The 16,259-nt window shown below is 48.2% G+C and carries 14 protein-coding genes and 1 pseudogene; 10 read left to right on the top strand and 5 right to left on the bottom strand.

Annotated elements, in window-relative coordinates; all coding sequences use genetic code 11:
• The 3 genes and pseudogenes from GC093_RS35985 to GC093_RS15730 form a co-directional block, all read left to right on the top strand.
• Window positions 1-798, top strand: a pseudogene (locus tag GC093_RS35985) (collagen-like protein); the annotation flags it as partial.
• 1,082 nt (window positions 799-1,880) lie between these two features.
• Window positions 1,881-2,243, top strand: a complete 363-nt coding sequence (locus tag GC093_RS15735) for a response regulator (protein WP_171652844.1) — start codon at window positions 1,881-1,883, stop codon at window positions 2,241-2,243.
• A gap of 263 nt (window positions 2,244-2,506) precedes the next feature.
• The gene (locus GC093_RS15730; protein ID WP_246314494.1) at window positions 2,507-3,247 is read left to right on the top strand and encodes an alpha/beta fold hydrolase; all 741 of its coding nucleotides are present in this window, start codon (window positions 2,507-2,509) and stop codon (window positions 3,245-3,247) included.
• An 86-nt stretch (window positions 3,248-3,333) separates the two neighbouring features.
• Here GC093_RS15730 and GC093_RS15725 read toward each other — a convergent pair whose 3' ends face one another.
• Complete coding sequence (locus GC093_RS15725; RefSeq protein WP_171652843.1) at window positions 3,334-3,684, bottom strand: DUF1904 family protein; 351 nt, start codon at window positions 3,682-3,684, stop codon at window positions 3,334-3,336.
• A 277-nt stretch (window positions 3,685-3,961) separates the two neighbouring features.
• Here GC093_RS15725 and GC093_RS15720 point away from each other — a divergent pair, with 277 nt between their 5' ends.
• From GC093_RS15720 to GC093_RS15705, 4 genes are all read left to right on the top strand, one after another.
• Complete coding sequence (locus tag GC093_RS15720; RefSeq protein WP_171652842.1) at window positions 3,962-4,510, top strand: PadR family transcriptional regulator; 549 nt, start codon at window positions 3,962-3,964, stop codon at window positions 4,508-4,510.
• Window positions 4,511-4,751: 241 nt separating this feature from the next.
• Window positions 4,752-5,783, top strand: a complete 1,032-nt coding sequence (locus tag GC093_RS15715) for a Gfo/Idh/MocA family protein (protein WP_171652841.1) — start codon at window positions 4,752-4,754, stop codon at window positions 5,781-5,783.
• Window positions 5,784-5,997: 214 nt separating this feature from the next.
• On the top strand, window positions 5,998-6,456 hold the full coding sequence (locus tag GC093_RS15710; RefSeq protein WP_171652840.1) for a DUF4871 domain-containing protein: 459 nt from the start codon (window positions 5,998-6,000) through the stop codon (window positions 6,454-6,456).
• Between the two features lie 153 nt (window positions 6,457-6,609).
• Window positions 6,610-6,927 (top strand): metal-sensitive transcriptional regulator, encoded by a 318-nt coding sequence (locus GC093_RS15705; RefSeq protein ID WP_171652849.1) that lies wholly within the window; start codon window positions 6,610-6,612, stop codon window positions 6,925-6,927.
• A 431-nt stretch (window positions 6,928-7,358) separates the two neighbouring features.
• Here GC093_RS15705 and GC093_RS15695 read toward each other — a convergent pair whose 3' ends face one another.
• Window positions 7,359-8,630, bottom strand: a complete 1,272-nt coding sequence (locus GC093_RS15695) for an MFS transporter (RefSeq protein WP_281365250.1) — start codon at window positions 8,628-8,630, stop codon at window positions 7,359-7,361.
• Window positions 8,631-8,823: 193 nt separating this feature from the next.
• Between GC093_RS15695 and GC093_RS15690 the strand changes: the two genes are divergently transcribed.
• Entirely contained in the window at window positions 8,824-10,779 is a 1,956-nt protein-coding gene (locus GC093_RS15690) for an ABC transporter substrate-binding protein (RefSeq protein ID WP_171652837.1), read from the top strand.
• A 191-nt stretch (window positions 10,780-10,970) separates the two neighbouring features.
• Window positions 10,971-12,251, top strand: coding sequence for a hypothetical protein (locus GC093_RS15685; RefSeq protein ID WP_171652836.1), 1,281 nt, complete (start codon window positions 10,971-10,973; stop codon window positions 12,249-12,251).
• An 86-nt stretch (window positions 12,252-12,337) separates the two neighbouring features.
• On the opposite strand, the gene GC093_RS15680 is transcribed toward GC093_RS15685, so the two are convergent.
• From GC093_RS15680 to GC093_RS15670, 3 genes are all read right to left on the bottom strand, one after another.
• Window positions 12,338-13,327: a hypothetical protein gene (locus tag GC093_RS15680; RefSeq protein WP_171652835.1), complete on the bottom strand. Its 990-nt coding sequence runs from the start codon at window positions 13,325-13,327 to the stop codon at window positions 12,338-12,340.
• A gap of 236 nt (window positions 13,328-13,563) precedes the next feature.
• Entirely contained in the window at window positions 13,564-14,037 is a 474-nt protein-coding gene (locus tag GC093_RS15675) for a hypothetical protein (RefSeq protein WP_171652834.1), read from the bottom strand.
• 140 nt (window positions 14,038-14,177) lie between these two features.
• Entirely contained in the window at window positions 14,178-14,756 is a 579-nt protein-coding gene (locus tag GC093_RS15670) for a thymidine kinase (RefSeq protein ID WP_171652833.1), read from the bottom strand.
• A gap of 415 nt (window positions 14,757-15,171) precedes the next feature.
• Between GC093_RS15670 and GC093_RS15665 the strand changes: the two genes are divergently transcribed.
• Window positions 15,172-16,161 (top strand): Gfo/Idh/MocA family protein, encoded by a 990-nt coding sequence (locus GC093_RS15665; protein ID WP_171652832.1) that lies wholly within the window; start codon window positions 15,172-15,174, stop codon window positions 16,159-16,161.
• Window positions 16,162-16,259 lie beyond the last annotated feature (98 nt).

The raw sequence follows: 16,259 nt of genomic DNA, 5'->3' as shown, positions 1-16,259 counted from the left end.
GGAGTAGCAGGAGCGACAGGAGTAACCGGAGCAACGGGAGCAACAGGAGCAACAGGAGTAGCAGGAGCAACGGGAGAAACAGGAGTAGCAGGAGCGACAGGAGTAACCGGAGCAACGGGAGCAACAGGAGTAGCAGGAGCAACGGGAGCAACAGGAGTAGCAGGAGCGACAGGAGTAACCGGAGCAACGGGAGCAACAGGAGTAGCAGGAGCGACAGGACCAACAGGAGCAACCGGAGCGACGGGAGCAACAGGAGCAATCGGAGCGACGGGAGCAACAGGAGTAGCAGGAGCAACAGGAGTAGCAGGAGCGACAGGAGTAACCGGAGCAACGGGAGCAACAGGAACATCAGGAACATCAGGAATATTAGACTTTGCGGATTTTTATGCTTTGATGCCTCCTGATAATGGTGCAACAGTTGCAGCCGGTGGAGATGTAGATTTTCCACAAAATGGACCCTCTAGTGGTGGTGGGATCTTCCGTACTAGTGCTGATACATTTAACTTGTCTGCAATTGGCTTTTATCAGGTCTTGTTTCAGGTGAGTGTGTTAGAAGCTGGCCAACTAGTTTTAACTCTTAATTCAGGAGCAGGAACTATTGAATTAGCCTATACGGTAGTCGGTCGAGCAACCGGTGCTTCTCAGATAGTGGGGATGGCTCTTGTGCAAACATTAGTTATCAATTCAATACTCACTGTACGAAATCCGGCTAGCGAAACCACCGCACTGACCATCACTCCTATTGCTGGAGGAAAAGAGTCTGTTTCTGCTCACCTTGTTATTACGCGATTCGCATAGAGGGAAGTAGAATGGCATACTCTAGTCAGTATTTATGCAGCGCTGCCGCAGTCCGTTTTGTCAGCTTGTCCATGACGAACGATTGCGATACGCACGACTATTCCAGATTAGCAGCTTTTAGGGTACAAAGAAACCTTGAGGGAAATGAGTATTCAGTCTAAACGTCTCCCTTCGATCATGCGCAGCCGGACAAATCGACTTCGTGTCAGTTTGTCCGGAACAAAAAGCTTAGATTCACTCTACATAATGCATCAAAATTAGTGCCAAAACTTTGAAGAAAAAATCTTACATTAAGTGGTAGTAGCTCTATATCCAATTAACTAGAGTTTAGAAAAAATGGCTATTTATAATGGCTCAATACCAAAATCAGCGCTTGACGAAGTCATTCGATTTCGACTCCATACCGAAGCACATCGCTTGACAAGACTTTACGAATGGCAATGGCAGCATACAAGACATTATTCGAAGCCATTGCCTACTCCCAAAACCTGCATCTATACAGCCTTTTTGAAGTTTTATCGGCAGTCTTTGTGAATTCATGTAAAAGTGCATCTCTTTTCATTCCTAGATGAAATCGGACCATTTCACATGAAAATTGCTGTATTTTCGCAGCTTTTTCTTCTTAATAGCAAATTTCAGTAGAAAATAACTGCATGTTTGCAGGGTTTTGCGCAGGCTGATAATCGTGAGGGGGTCAAGCACCGATTTTGAGGTTGAGTCTTTTGAATACAGTTATTTTCTCGTTAAACCAGTCAAAGAGTTGGCAATAAAATTATGCGGTTTCCCCATGCTCCTCATATGTAACAAATATCTATTTCTTAAGTGTCCATTGCTTCGGTTCTTGTTCCCCATAAACGGACGTTACCTTTTCTATGGAATCATCGATATGAATAACTTGTTCGTCGGCAATGTGAAGATATTCCTAGTGTTACCTAATAGTTTGCGATCAGATCGAGGGCTTTGTTTGTTTTGTTAGGAAACTGTCAGGAAACTAAATAGGATCATCGAAGTAAACTAAAATTAATCTAATGCCCATTTGCCATAATAAAGATGTAAGTTAGTTGGAAATGAGGGATAGGGCGATGGCTAGAATAATGATAGTGGATGACGCGGCCTTTATGAGGATGATGCTGCGCACTATGTTAATAGAAGAAGGGCATGAGATTGTTGCTGAGGCTGTGAATGGTCTTGAAGCAGTCAGTACTTATTTAACGACAAAGCCGGATATAGTAACAATGGATATTACGATGCCTGAGTTGGATGGAGTAGGGGCAGTTAAAGAAATTCGAAGGGCCGATCCGTCAGCCCGAATCATTATGTGCTCAGCGATGGGGCAAAAGGCAATGGTTGTTGATGCGATTACTGCAGGAGCGAAGGATTTTGTAGTAAAGCCATTTCAAAAAGAACGCGTGATGGAGTCCGTTAACAAGGTGCTTGGACTATAACCATGTTGGCTGTAGGCTTTCGGCGCGTTACCCTTTCGAATTAATCCTCTTTGCTGCTTTGGTGACAGGGCAGAGGGTTTTTTTGGTGTTTAAAAAAGGTATACTGTAATAATGAATAAAGGGGAATCAACGCTTACGAAGTGAGTTTTGCGAATGCGAAACTTATATAATGCTTGAGAAGCCGGCTTTTGCGTAAGCAAAAACTCAGTTCATGCTTGAGAAGCTAGTTTTTGCATACGCAAAAACGCTTAGGAGGAGTCACATTGTGGACAAGACGGAATTTGATCCGTTTATTGCTGCTGCTGGCAGTTGTGGGGCTTTTTGCAGTAGTTAGAGCTTTTATGCAGCCCTATTCTCCTGATGCTGAAGCGCTGGAAGCAATGAAGGGCGGCAGCGGTGTATCAGTTACGGAAAGCAAGGAATGGATAGTGTTTGAGCCTAGGAACGGGAAGCAGCCTGATGTGCTGTTTTATCCCGGAGGCTTGGTTCGGCCTGAGAGCTATGCACCTTTAGCGCTCTCACTTGCAAAAGAAGGCTACCGTACATGGATTATCAGAATGCCATTGAACTTAGCTGTACTTGGAATCAAGAGGGCGGACAAGGTGATTGAGCTTTTGCCTGAGCAAACGTATGTCATAGGTGGACACTCATTGGGCGGTGCGATGGCGGCGCGTTATGCTTCTGACAACTCAGGGCGGTTGAAGGGAGTTTTCTTACTGGCGGCTTATGCGGATAAGAAGGGAAGCCTTCGATCTACGCCGCTATCCGTGCTGTCTCTTGTCGGTTCTGAAGACGATGTTCTGAACCGGCAGGTATTTGAACGCGGGAAGGTCTTCTTGCCTGAGCAGACGGAATATGCGGAGATCACGGGTGGCAATCACGCCGGATTTGGCAGCTATGGTAAGCAGAAGGGTGACAATCCCGCATTGATTGCACCTGATAAACAGCGCTCCATTACGGTAAGCTTGCTTGTTAGCTGGCTTGAGCGTTTAGAGGCCAAGTAAAAGTAATACCCTCACAGAATTAAATAAAAAAGCCTGCCTGCCCCATCTCGTTAGATGAACAATGGGCATGCAGGTTTTTTTGGCGTTTAAGTGGCACCTTCAACAGAACTAGAGACAGGTGCAGCTGTTATTGGTTCCCCATTCTTATAATAAAGCGAGGGGCTTAGCAGAATGTAAAATATATGAACCTGTTCATAGCCGGATTCGAGTAGAATTCGGTTAAGTGCAGCGGCTGCGGCATCGTGAATCTCTTGTTTGCGTGGAAACATCAGGATTTCGACGCTTCGCGGAACCTGGGTAATAGTCTCGGTCAGAAGCAGCTCAATCTTAACTTTTTCCTTGGCAATATGGACGAGCTGGGCGAATTCGTCGACCACTCGCGGGGCAATGGATTTGAGAAAATCACTGGTGAAGCCTTTGAATCGCAAATAAGGCATGATGTCCGTCTCCCTAATTGTGAGTGTTCAAAAAGTCAACTTTTTAGCAGCGCTATATAAGTGCCGGACTTCGAAGGTGCAAAGATTCGATGTCGAGTAAGCTCCCTGGAAAATTTCATGATCGAAAGGGGCTTTTTGAACAACCTCTAATTGATAATAATGTAATTTCATGAATGTTATTTGAGTTGCTTATATGTACATTTTTACATATAATAGGTTCGACAAAATAGTACTATGGTTCAAATCATATGTCAACTAAAGTCATACTGGAGGCACTATGAACACTCTTTCCTATGGATTGCTTGCCATGTTAACTGGAGGTCCGCGTACAGGCTACGAGTTAATGCAGCAAATTCAGCCTCTTTGGAGGGCTAAGCATAGTCAAATCTATCCGCTTCTGGCCAAATTAGAGCAGTCGGGCTCTGTCCGGTTCGTACCTGTAGCGCAAAAGGAAAAGCCGGACAAAAAAATATATTCGATCACAGAGCAAGGGCTGGCCGAGCTGCGCGAATGGATTCCCAGAACGACCTCTGAGCCGGTCAAACGCGATGAATTGCTTCTAAAAGCATACTGCGTGGCGCTTACGGATCCGTTCACAGCGAAGAGCTTAATCCAGAATCGTATAACTCTATACCAAAGCAAGCTGGAGAAATATTCACAAATGCTTGCGGAATTGAAAAATAAACTGGACGGTGAGCTAAGTCTCACATCGCCGGGCTTCGGGAATTATATTCTGTTACAAAGAGCGGTAAGCAATTCACAAGCAGAGCTGGAATGGTGCGGCTGGGTATCTGGCTTGCTGCCTCCCTCCCCATCCAACCAATAAATCCCAATAATTCGATGCAGGGGTATGCCGCCTCTCAATGCCTCCCCTAATGTTGTAGGGAGTCCATCCACTTGTGTGTTCCTTAGTTCTATTTATATAGAATGACATAATCAAGAAGAAAAAACACAAGATGGAATAAAGACATTATGTATGGCTTTCGGTATGATTACTGTATAGGAATCTAACTAATGTGGCTTGGGATTAAAGTCATGCCCGGGTCGAGGTCTAGGAGGCTGCTAATATGAAGAAGTTTCGAATTGCCCAGATCGGCTGCGGAGGCATGTCCAAAGCATGGATTGAATACGCTTTAAAACGCGAGGATGCTGAGATTGTTGCACTGGTCGATATCAAGGAGGAGTATGCCGCGGCAGCTGCCGAAAGGTATGGCCTTACTTGCGGGATTTATACGGATGTGCGGGAGGCTATTGTTACCTCTGGCGCTAATTTAGTGTTTGATGTGACGATCCCGGAAAGCCATGCGGCAGTTGCAACAGCAGCGATGGAGCTGGGCTGCGATGTGCTGGCGGAGAAGCCGATGGCTACATCGATGGAGGACGCAAGCCGCTTGGTAAAACTGGCTGAAAAGCTGGGGCGAACCTATGCCATTATGCAGAATCGCCGCTACCTTCCTCAGATTCGGGCCTTTCGCGATTTGGTTGTGTCTGGCGGGATCGGTAGGGTTGGTTTTGTGAATGCGGACTTTTTCCTTGGACCGCATTTTGGAGGATTTCGCGATGTGATGGAGAGTCCGCTGCTGCTCGACATGGCGATTCATACGTTTGATCAGGCGCGTCTGATCACGGGTAAGGATCCGGTGTCCGTCTACTGTCATGAGTTTAATCCTGCAGGTTCATGGTATGAAGGGAATGCTGCAGCCATTTGTATTTTTGAATATGCCGATGGAAGTGTGTTTTGCTACCGCGGCTCTTGGTGCGCCGAAGGCAGTCCGACCTCGTGGGAGGCCCAATGGCGAGTTAACGGCAGTAACGGAACGGCCATATGGGACGGAGCAACGGCGCCATTTGCCGAGATAGTGGAGAATTCGCAGGAAAAAGCTTTTGCGAATCGCTTCCGCCGCACGGAGGCAGAGTTGACCTGGAATGGCCAAAGCGGACATGCAGGCTGCCTTGACGAGATGTTCGCTGCTCTGGAAGAAGGTCGTAAGCCGGAAACGTATTGCACGGATAACCTCAAGAGCATGGCTATGGTGTACGGAGCGCTGCAGAGCGCCAAAGAAGGCCGCAAGATCGAGCTTGCTGCTTGGATCGGATAGCACAACGAAAATTCATAAAAAAGGCAGTGCGTGCTTCCCAGACCGTTTATTTCGAAAGGTTGGGGGAGAGGGCCTAGCGGAGATCTTCTGCTAGGTTTTTCTTGCTTTGTACCTTATTTTCACAAGGACAGCCAGAAAGGGTTCATGGTATAGTTAAGTTATCTATAGTCGCATCTTCAGAATAGAATACTTGTGATCGTGGAGGAAGAGGAAGATGATTAAGAAATTGGCGGCTTTTGGCGGACTTATGATTCTACTATCAATCGGGCTGTGGTATAGCGAGCACCAGCTGTCGCAAACTCGAGGCAGCTATTGGGAAGCAAGCCCCGCCTTTTCCTATTTCTCCATGACGCTGCGTGGTGAGGAAGGGCAACTGGCAATTGTCGACGCCCCATTTAATGTAAAGCAGCAGGAACGGTATTCGTGGTTTTTTTGGAAGGATCCGCAATCTATGTTCGGCAAAACATTTCAAGTAAATGGCATAAACTGGAAATCGGGAAAAAGTCATCTGCTCTATGAAGGGGCTATCGGAGTGCCGAATCGCAATATTGGTGGTGTGAGCCGTGCTGCTCGGGCTTTTTCAACCTTTTCATTACCTACCAAAGGGTTGTGGAAACTGGAAGCCGTTGTTGATGGGAAGCTAGTGGGCAGCATCGTAGTCGAGGTTAAATAAACAAGAATAACGATCAGTTGAAACTGCTGTTCAGTCATGTATAATAAATAACAATTGTAGGGGCGAAGCGGCTCCAAACCTTGGAAAGTGATGTGACAGTCGATGAGTGCCAAAGCATCTGATGAACCTATAAATAACCATTTGGAAGATACAATGAGCGAAGCGGATGAAGCTTGCTGTAGTACGGATGGTGAGCGCCACAGTCATCATTCGGCTAAAGTAAAAGATAATTTGGTTTCACGGCTTAACCGGATTGAGGGACAGATTCGCGGTGTGAAGGGTATGATCGAAAGAGATACGTACTGCGACGATGTTCTTAACCAGATAGCAGCTATTCAATCAGCGTTAAATGGTGTTGGTAAAGTGCTCTTGGAGGGTCATATGAAAAGCTGTGTTACAGAACGTTTGGCCCAAGGAGATAAAGAGGTTATTGACGAGCTTTTAAAAACAATGAGCAAATTAATGAAATAATATAAGAGGACCCCCGAATAATGGGCTGCCCGTTCGAATCTGTCTGGTAAAGAATGACAGGATGCGACAATACATGTCGACACGAACGATAGGCAGGTGGCCGAATGAATATTTCTAATTGTAGAGACTGCGGGAAGCTGCACATGCAAATTGTAGATACAATGTGTGCGAATTGCTTAAAGCGCTATATTGAGGATACTCATACCGTCAGAGCTTTTATACAGGCTAACCCAGGTGCAAATGTTATGGACCTGGTGAAGCAAACGGGCTTCTCCTTAAAGAAAGTAAACCAACTGATCAATAGGTAGCGTTTATGCTTAAGCATAGAGGGCGCCTCGGGATCAGTTTTTTCTTTGTATAGCCTTACATTCTGACCCCATCAGCAGGAAAAACTGCACGCACATACCCAACCCTCGAATTACTGGGCAGAATCATGCACGGACTCGTGCTCGAATTATTGCGGCTGCCCATAGAGCAGCAAGCAGGAACAGCAGTCCCGCGCAGAGCTGATATAAGCCTGCGAGTCCTAGCTGGCCGAGCAGTGCGAAGCCAAGCAGAGGGCCGAGCGCAGCGCCGACATCGACGACCGTAGTATAGGTCGTCATGTAGGCTACGCGAGAGGAGCCAGTGGCGGCATCGGCGGCCAGCGCATCGGTGAGCGTGACGATCGCTGTGTTGGTCAGCTGGGCGACCAACAAGAGCGTGAGCCATGCCGCGAACGGCAGCTTCAGCGGCAGCAGAGCGAGGGCAACCGCAGCGATGGCGAGCGATGCGGTGTACAGCGGCAGCCGCCCACGCGGGCCGTCGGACCACGCGCCGATCCGCGGCGAGAGGTACGGCGACCAAGCCCAGCGGATAGCCTGCACGATGCCGGCGACTGAGGCGGCGCCCAAGGTGGCGCCGAGCAGCGTAATGGTTCCACCAGGTCCCGGCAGATGGGCTTCAATGACTGCGCTAAGCGTAGCAAGATAGACGCCGAAGAACACAATCGCTGTTCCGGTGCCGGAGGCCAAGACCAACCAGAAGGTGGCCGGTATATGTGATATAGCTAAGCTCCAGCGTTGAATTATGCTCTTTTTACTGCTGGGGTTATTAGTCGTTTCGCTATTAATAATCTTGTCTTTGGTAGCCACGCTCGATTCACCGCCCTGCGATGAAGGCACATACTTCCATGCGAATGGTATACCCACGAGCATAATAGCGCCGAGCAGCAGCGCTATGGGGCGAACGCCAATTACGTCGGCCAATACGCCGCCAGCCAGCATGCCAATCAGGCTGCCGAAGGCGATGATGCCGTTGTAGCTGCCGAGCAATTGCCCGCGGTTGCTGTCTGATGAGGTCTCCAGAACGGTCAAATAGCCGCCAATGCGAAGCAATGACCATGCCGCACCCCATAATGCCCTAGCAATGAGCAAGGCGGTGAAACCAGACAAGCAGCCGTAGCCGATTGTCGTTAAACAGGCAAGCATTACGGCCAGCATGACGCCCAAGCGCTTACTCATTCGGCTATACAGCCAACCAACCAACGGATTGAGAGGAAGCCGTACGAAACGGTTAATTGACAGCAGGAATCCGACCTGCCAGAGTGCATCTAACCCGAAATCCTTCCAATATAGGGGGAGGACAATATAATACATCGAATCTCCAAGCAAGCAGATGGCTGTAACCCATGCCAGGATTCGAACCTGCCTGCTGCCGTCCATAGGAGCAGGCGAAGCTGATCGTCCGTTCGAACCTTCTGAGGATAATGCAATCATAAGTGGTGGTTTCCCTTCTCCGGATCTTTTCTTGTTTATTTATTGTAGCTGGAAAAAGGGGAATAAAAAGTGTAATCTCAGGATATTACGATTTCCCCTTTTAAGAAAAGATACCGGAATGGATGGAGGTGCTCCCATTATGCAACTGCTGGAACACTATGTGCGGCTGTACAGCAGCCTGAAGCGGAATCCGTTTCGTGGAGACATGCAAGAGCCAACAATAGTCACTGTGCCGAGTATTGCGGCTTCTCTTTATTGCACAGAACGCAATGCCAAGCTGCTAATTAAAGCAATGAGACAGCACGGCTGGATTGCTTGGTCTCCAGGTCGAGGCAGAGGCAACCACTCTCATTTGGCACTGCTGGCTGACCCTGACGAGCTGCTGTTGAAGCAGGCGGTAGGGATGCTGGGCGAAGGCCGCATCCAAGAAACCGTTGAACTGCTTAACACGGAATGGTTGTCTGAGAGGGGCAGGGAACAGCTTCATCAGGCGCTCAGGCAATCATTTGGATATCTCCGCACGAACGGTAAGTCGGCCCCATATAACCATCTATTGCGATTCCCATCCTACCGGCAGCCCGGTCTGTTTGACCCTGCATTGACGACGCGAAGAACCGAACTGCATTTCGTCCGGCAGCTGTTCAATACCCTCGTTGAGTATGATAGTGAACGTGATCTTTTCTTACCGGGGCTTGCCCACCATTGGGAAACAGATCGAAAGGCACAATGCTGGAGATTTTATTTGCAAAAGCATGTACGCTTTCATAACGAAGCCCCTTGTACGGTCTATGATGTGTTGTACTCTCTTGAGCGGCTTCGGGACCCTTCCGTAATGTCGCCTTATCGGCTGCTCTATCGAGAGGTACAGCAGGTGAAGCTGATTGATGAGTATTCCATCGATATTAAGCTGTCTTCAGGGCAATGGCATTTGCCAGCATTGCTGGGAGCCGCGGCTGCAAGCATAGTACCGCGGGAGCAGCCTGCCGGATGGTCGCGCGTCCCGACAGGGACAGGTCCGTTCAGACTCTCTCACCGTGACGAAAGACTGCTGGTGCTTGAAGCGAATCCGTTCTATTTCAGAAGGGCTGCTAATGTGGATCGGATAGAGATGTGGTATTTACCTGAGGTATATGAGCAGCAATTCAACAGGTCTAACGAGATTGGACAAGAGGGGGGCGGGATTAATTTTCATCATTATGGAGCCGCAATGCAGGACCCTGAGCCATGGGAGCTTACGGTAAGCACAGACCGAGGCTGTAAATATGTGCTGCTTAACCGAGCCAGAAAGGGTGTTCTGGAGCAGCCTGAGCTGCGTAATATTGTGAACAAAGTAATCCGCGAGTGTGATGCGGGAGGCATTCTAGGCGGCAACCGTGGTGAGTTGGCGAACGGATTTATCCGAGAGCTATCCGCTCCTGCTTCTGCTTCTGTACCCCTTGCTAAGGGCACCAGCGATTTGCAGGTGCCCTCTGATGGTGCAGCCGAATCTGCTGAACGATATAGCGCCGATCCGCTGCTCAACAGTCACAGTGGCGGCATCATGGCTTCGCAGCCTTCTCTCAAGCTCGTAACCTATGCAGGTGCAGGTCACGAGCGGGACGCAGCTTGGCTGCAGCAGGCTCTAAGCAGCTATGGCATTGCGCTGTCCATCCGGCTTGTGGCTTACGAGGCATTGGCCGAGCCGGATGTGGTGGCGCAAGCAGACCTGCTGCTGCTTGAACAGCCAGTGGACGCTGACGCGGAGTGGACTATGCGGGCCATCCTGGGCAGCGGACACAGCCCCGTGCGAAGCTGCTTGCCGCCGGAGCGGTTGCTCGAGCTTGACCGTCGGCTGGCGGAGCTGCCGAACGAGCCGTCGCGTGACGCGCGCTTGCAGCGGCTGGTCCAGCTGGAGCGGGAGCTGCTGGATGACCAGATGGTCATCCTCTGGTACCGTTGGCGCCAGTCGGCATCCTTTCCTCCGGAGCTGCGCGGTGTAAGCATTAGCTCTCTCGGCTGGGTGGACTACAAACAGCTATGGTTTGCCCATGACGGTATGGATGAGAACGATAACCAGCCTGCTGCAACTGAAGAGGTTGATGAAAAACTCTATTAAGAAGGAGATATCTTCCTATTGATGCCATCCGTTTGCTCCAATATTAAAATGGTTTGGAAAATCGTAAGACCCAAGAAAGGGCTGTCGCCGTATATCTGATCAGAATGCTTTACAAAATCTTCGTCATCCTTTCAGCAACATAATGGTCTCGTTTGCGTCAATAACTAAAAAAAGGAAGGGACTGTTCGCAGATGAAAGGAAGAGCAAGTAAGCTTGCGGTCGCGGCTTTCCTGCTGCTGGGTGGATTGACCGGGGCAGGCGGCAAAGCAAAAGCGATAGACACCTTCATTACTACAAATCTCGTCGTTGTGGAAGGAACGAATATCCTGGATGATTACAGCAAACCAGATTCCATAGCAGGTTCAATTACAGGTACTCAGAATGTGGAAGTGGCGTGCGAGCCGAGAGAGCAGGGATGGCAGGGATGCGCGACGAGTAATGGGAGCGGGGCGAGCTACGAGGGGAAGGACTATATCCTTGTAAAAACATCGCTTGGGAACAAGTGGATCGAAGACGACGGTCGGATTGTTTACGGTTATTATAAGGAAATGGATCGCGAGATCACGCTTGTGGATGACATGAAGCTTTATGAGCAGCCTGTCGGCATGAAGTCCTATGATCAGGCAGATCAACCTAAGGATACAGGCCAGATGCTGGCGCCGCAGAAGGTACATGTGACAGCCTCTGTTAGTTATATGCACAAATGGGTACGTACCGGAAGGGGTATGGTTGAGAGTACTGGCACTTGGTACCGGGTGCATACGAGCTGGATGGGGGATAAATGGATTCTTGATCCCTTTATTGCGGAAGATGTGAAGGAACAGCCGACAGACGCGCTTATCAAGTTAACAGGAGAAGAAATGCTTTACGACTACCCCTATTCTTCTACGGGAAGAGGAGTGAAAGCAAATCCTGGTGTTGTCCAGCCAATAGCAGGCTCAATATTCAACATGAAGACGGTTATTGTTGAGTGGTTCAAAATCAAGCAAAACGACGGAACCGTCAAATGGGTACAGATGGATCCAGAGAAAAACGAGGAATGGTCGAAATTCAGCCTACCGAATGAAAAGGTGAAGATTCGAACAGCCACACGGTATTTTGATTCCAAATGGGAAAATCCCCTTGAGCTGCAGGACTGGCTGCAACCAGGAGACTATGTAGCGGACGAAGCTGACAATGGGTGGGTGCATGTGCAGACCCCAGAGGGCTGGAAGTGGCTCAACCTCCAACGTGCGCCGCTCGAACGACCCGAAGGCATCCAAGCATCGCAGGATACCGTGATGCTGACGCCGGAGACAAAGACGTACTATTTTCCGCTGACGGGGGAAATATCCCATGAGAAGGGTACCTTCGGCAATCAGGAAGCGCAGGCTTTCGAGAAGTGGACTTCGCCCCAAGGGGAGAATTGGTACCACATATCCACGTACAGCGGTATTGTATGGTTGCCAGAGAAGCCATTACCGGAAAAATAAGGGTTTTACTGTGGGCGTGATCATCGCCGGTAGGCTCGGTTTTGTGCCCCGGCGAGTTCACGTGTGGTTGGAGTCTATAAATTAAACTAATTCATGATCCAAAGATCGCCGCCCCAGCTGTGGATGCGGTACCAACGATGGTTCTCCGGATCATCCCACTGCTCGAATGCATTCACCTTTTGTGGGCTTATAGCCCCGAAGCTTGGAAAAGGCATTGTGGGGAAAAGATACTGCATCGTATCGGTATGAAGCTCTATTGTTTCATTTATGCTTTTGGCGCCAACAGGCTGGGCATACGCAGGATGTATCCAGAATGTATTGCCATTCTCTGCTCGTACATGGTACACACCGGCGTTTGTTTTTTCCATAGCAAATACTTTCTGGGCTGGAATAAATATAGCGTCGGAAGGACGCTGCATGCGGTTCGCCGTATCATATTCATCCATATACAGGGTTTCTGTCGGAAGGTCCATTTCCTGGTTGATTATCTCCATATCAAGAAGGATACGATTGGGCTGCACAAGCCACTGATCTCCAAGCCATGAGGTCTCAATCCGGTACGAATGCGATAAGTAAGCTACGGGAGATTCGAATACGGCGTTGGCATGAACCGTTTGTGGATCCAGTATGACGTCAGTCAAGGCGGATGGGACCGGTTGATTATACAAGGAGGCTGGCCATATTAGCGCAATGTAAGTGTCTATAGGCTTGATCGTGCCAATTCTATCGTATTCGAGATGGATCCACAGGTCTCCAAGCCAGGTTGTTTTAATTTTAATCCACTTTTTCTCTTGACGATTTTCCCCGCTATACTGGTACCAATTGCTTTCGCCTTCTACGGTTTCGACATCCTGAGGTGTAAGGGTAGCCCATGGCTCAAGAGATTCGTCAGGCTCTGGATATAACGGTGTGCTCTCTAATAGTGAGATAACCGGAGGGAGGCTGGGCGGTTCTGGCTTGCGCGGACCAAAAGCGTGGGCAGATGGAACGGCAGAAGTAAGGCTTACGACGAAACTTAACAGTAAGACAAAGCTTAAAGCAATCATGGAGTGATGAATTCGATAATGAGTGTTCATGCAACAGAAGCCTCCTTTTACGTACGCATTTACATATACTAAAACGAATTTAAAAGGGAAAGGTTGCTTCGGATGATTATTGAAATATTGTAAAATATTTGATTGTATGGAAATGTCAAAAAAGCTCTGCCGCGCATCGAACTGCGCAGTGAGCTTTTTGCAGTTATTGCCCCTTGAAGAGGAACTCTGACTATCGTCAGGGGTCAACCCTTTTTTGCTTCCATCTGATTAACTGGTTACTTCGACTTATCGTCCCCATCTGTTGAGTTGTCTTTTCCGTTAAACAAGGTTTCCGTCAAGGTTTTCAGCTTATCCATCACCTTGCCGTAACCGAATCCGACCAGAAAGGCAATTCCTATCTTGGCAATTACAGATTCCTTGGCCTCAAGCAGCATAATACCGCTTTCGAACAAGACAATGGTCATTACGGCTGTACCGGCGCAAAGAATGGGACGCAGAATATACCAAAGTACCCACCGCTCCGTTAAACTATCATAATAAAAGTGAAACAACCTCATTGCGTAAAGCGTGCCGCCGATAGCTCCAGCCAATGCATAATATAAATAGTCCTGAAACTTAATGAAATCGATACCAAACGTATGCTCGAATAAGCCGCTGCCAATAGCTGCAATTAACCAGAAACTGCCTACATACCATACAGTCAAATAAGCCATTATGCCCAGCTTGTACAACTGCTCCCTGCTGAACATTTATACCACCGCCTTCAATGAAAAGTGACTTATTTCATCGTATGATGGAAAGGAGCTAAAGGTGCGTTTTAGTGGAAAAAAGAGGATGTAGCGAGTCGATCAAACCGTCTCGTTACATCCTCTTGGTATTGATATACCTGTTACAGCTTATGAGCTTGTTTCCGTTTTGATGCATAACATTTGCGGCATACAGGTAAATAACTCTCATTGCCGCCAATCTGAATCTGTTCTCCTTCAAACACAGGGCGTCCGTCCGTGCTTCTCATGTTCATAATTGCTTTTTTATCGCAGAACCAACAGACCGTTTTAATTTCCTCAATTTTATCGGCTATGGCGAGCAGATGGTAGCTGCCCTCGAACAAATTACCAAGGAAGTCGGCGCGGAGGCCATAAGCGATGACAGGAATATTCAAGGAATCAACAATTTCTGTTAGCTGTTCCACCTGCTCTTTATTTAGAAATTGAGACTCATCAATTAAGATACAATTGGGCATTTCTGCTGCCGCAAGCTCGATCATGTTAATTTGGTCATCTATAATGATTGCTTGCTTCTGCATCCCGATGCGCGAAGCTACCGTACCGACTCCATTTCGGTTGTCTACAGAAGGGGTAAATAACAGCACTTTTTTACCTTGCTCCTCATAATTATGGGCAGTTCTCAGCACCTCGATCGATTTGCCGCTGTTCATAGTACCATATCGAAAATATAGTTTAGCCACGTGAGTAGACAGTCCTCTCTGCTGAAATATGTCATCTATCATAGCATAGGATCTTTAGGAAATGTATAGGCAAGACTAGTCATTGTAAAAGGAAGTAATAATGTAGCCGTTGTACCTCGTCCAGGCTCACTATTGAAAAGCAGTGAGCCTCCGATATAATTAGATCTTTTGCTTTTAACATTCAACAAAAAATGACATTTCCCTCTGTTTATTCGTGTTCTTCCCAAAAAAATAAAGCCCCATGATTTGTAGCTTTTTGATTAAAAAGCGGACTTTTTAAACACGTAGAATTATAATGAAGAAAGCACGCTTAAGCGTTTTAACGGACAACAATGAAAGCGGTTACTACTAAGTGAAACTCAGAAGATGATTACGGAAGCAGTTTCGCCAAAGAAAAACTCTAAGGAGGACTATTATGGAACAAGTCAGATGGGCAATTATAGGAGCCGGAGATGTAGTGGAGCGTCGGGTGGCGAACGCGCTGCAGACAGCAAAAGGAAGTGTGCTGCAAGCGGCAGTGAGGCGCAATGAAGAAAAGCTGAGGGTGTTTGCGGAGAAGTTTGGTGTGCCGAAGGCGTATACGGACGTATCACAGGTATGGTCAGACCCAGAGATCGATGCTGTTTATATAGCCACACCGGTAGTTCTGCACGCCGAGCATGTAATAGAAGCGGCTCGTCATGGAAAGCATGTGCTGTGCGAGAAGCCAATGGCTATCAAAGCGGAATTTGGCGTTGAGATGATTGAAGCCTGCAAGGAAAACAATGTGAAGCTAGGGATTGCCTATTATCGCCGGTATTATCCAAAGATAAGGAAGCTCAAGGAGCTGCTTGACGCAGGAGCCATTGGGCAAGCCGTTTATGCCCGAGCCCAATTCAGCGGTAAATCAGATCACGCGGCAAGTGAGCGGGCATGGCTGCTGCAGCCCGAAATCTCCGGCGGTGGAGCTCTGATGGATGTTGGCAGTCATGTATTGGACCTGCTCTGTTTTAGCTTGGGCCGTCCGCAGCAGGTTACAGCTCTTACCGGCAACATCGCTCAAGATCTGCAGGTGGAAGATACAGCTTCCTTGCTTGTTAGGTTTGCCTCGGGTTGCCACGCTTCCGTTCATGCCAGCTTCAGCACTGCTGTTGGTAATCAATTGGAAATATTCGGCACAGAGGGTAAGCTGACGATGCGTTCGATTGAGGATCCTGAGCTGGAATGGACGAATGGTGCGGGGGAGGTGCGGAAATTCGAGCTTCCGAAGCATCCGAATATGAATGTGCCGATGATAGAAGACTTCATAGAAGAAATAGCAGGCAGAAGCCATTATCTATGCCCCGGAGTGGAGGGTATTCTCTCATCTAACATCATGGCAGCGGCGTACCTTTCTGCAGCAGAAGGGCGACATGTGACGATATAATACCTGACACTGTCACAAAAACCGAACAATAACTGGAAATTAAGGTGAAAAAGAATGGATTTTGTGTAAAAAATGAGTTTTTTTAAATTGATAGTTTA

Source organism: Paenibacillus foliorum (assembly GCF_013141765.1).
Taxonomy (GTDB): Bacteria; Bacillota; Bacilli; order Paenibacillales; family NBRC-103111; genus Paenibacillus_S; species Paenibacillus_S foliorum.
This window is presented reverse-complemented; position numbering and strand designations above follow the sequence as displayed.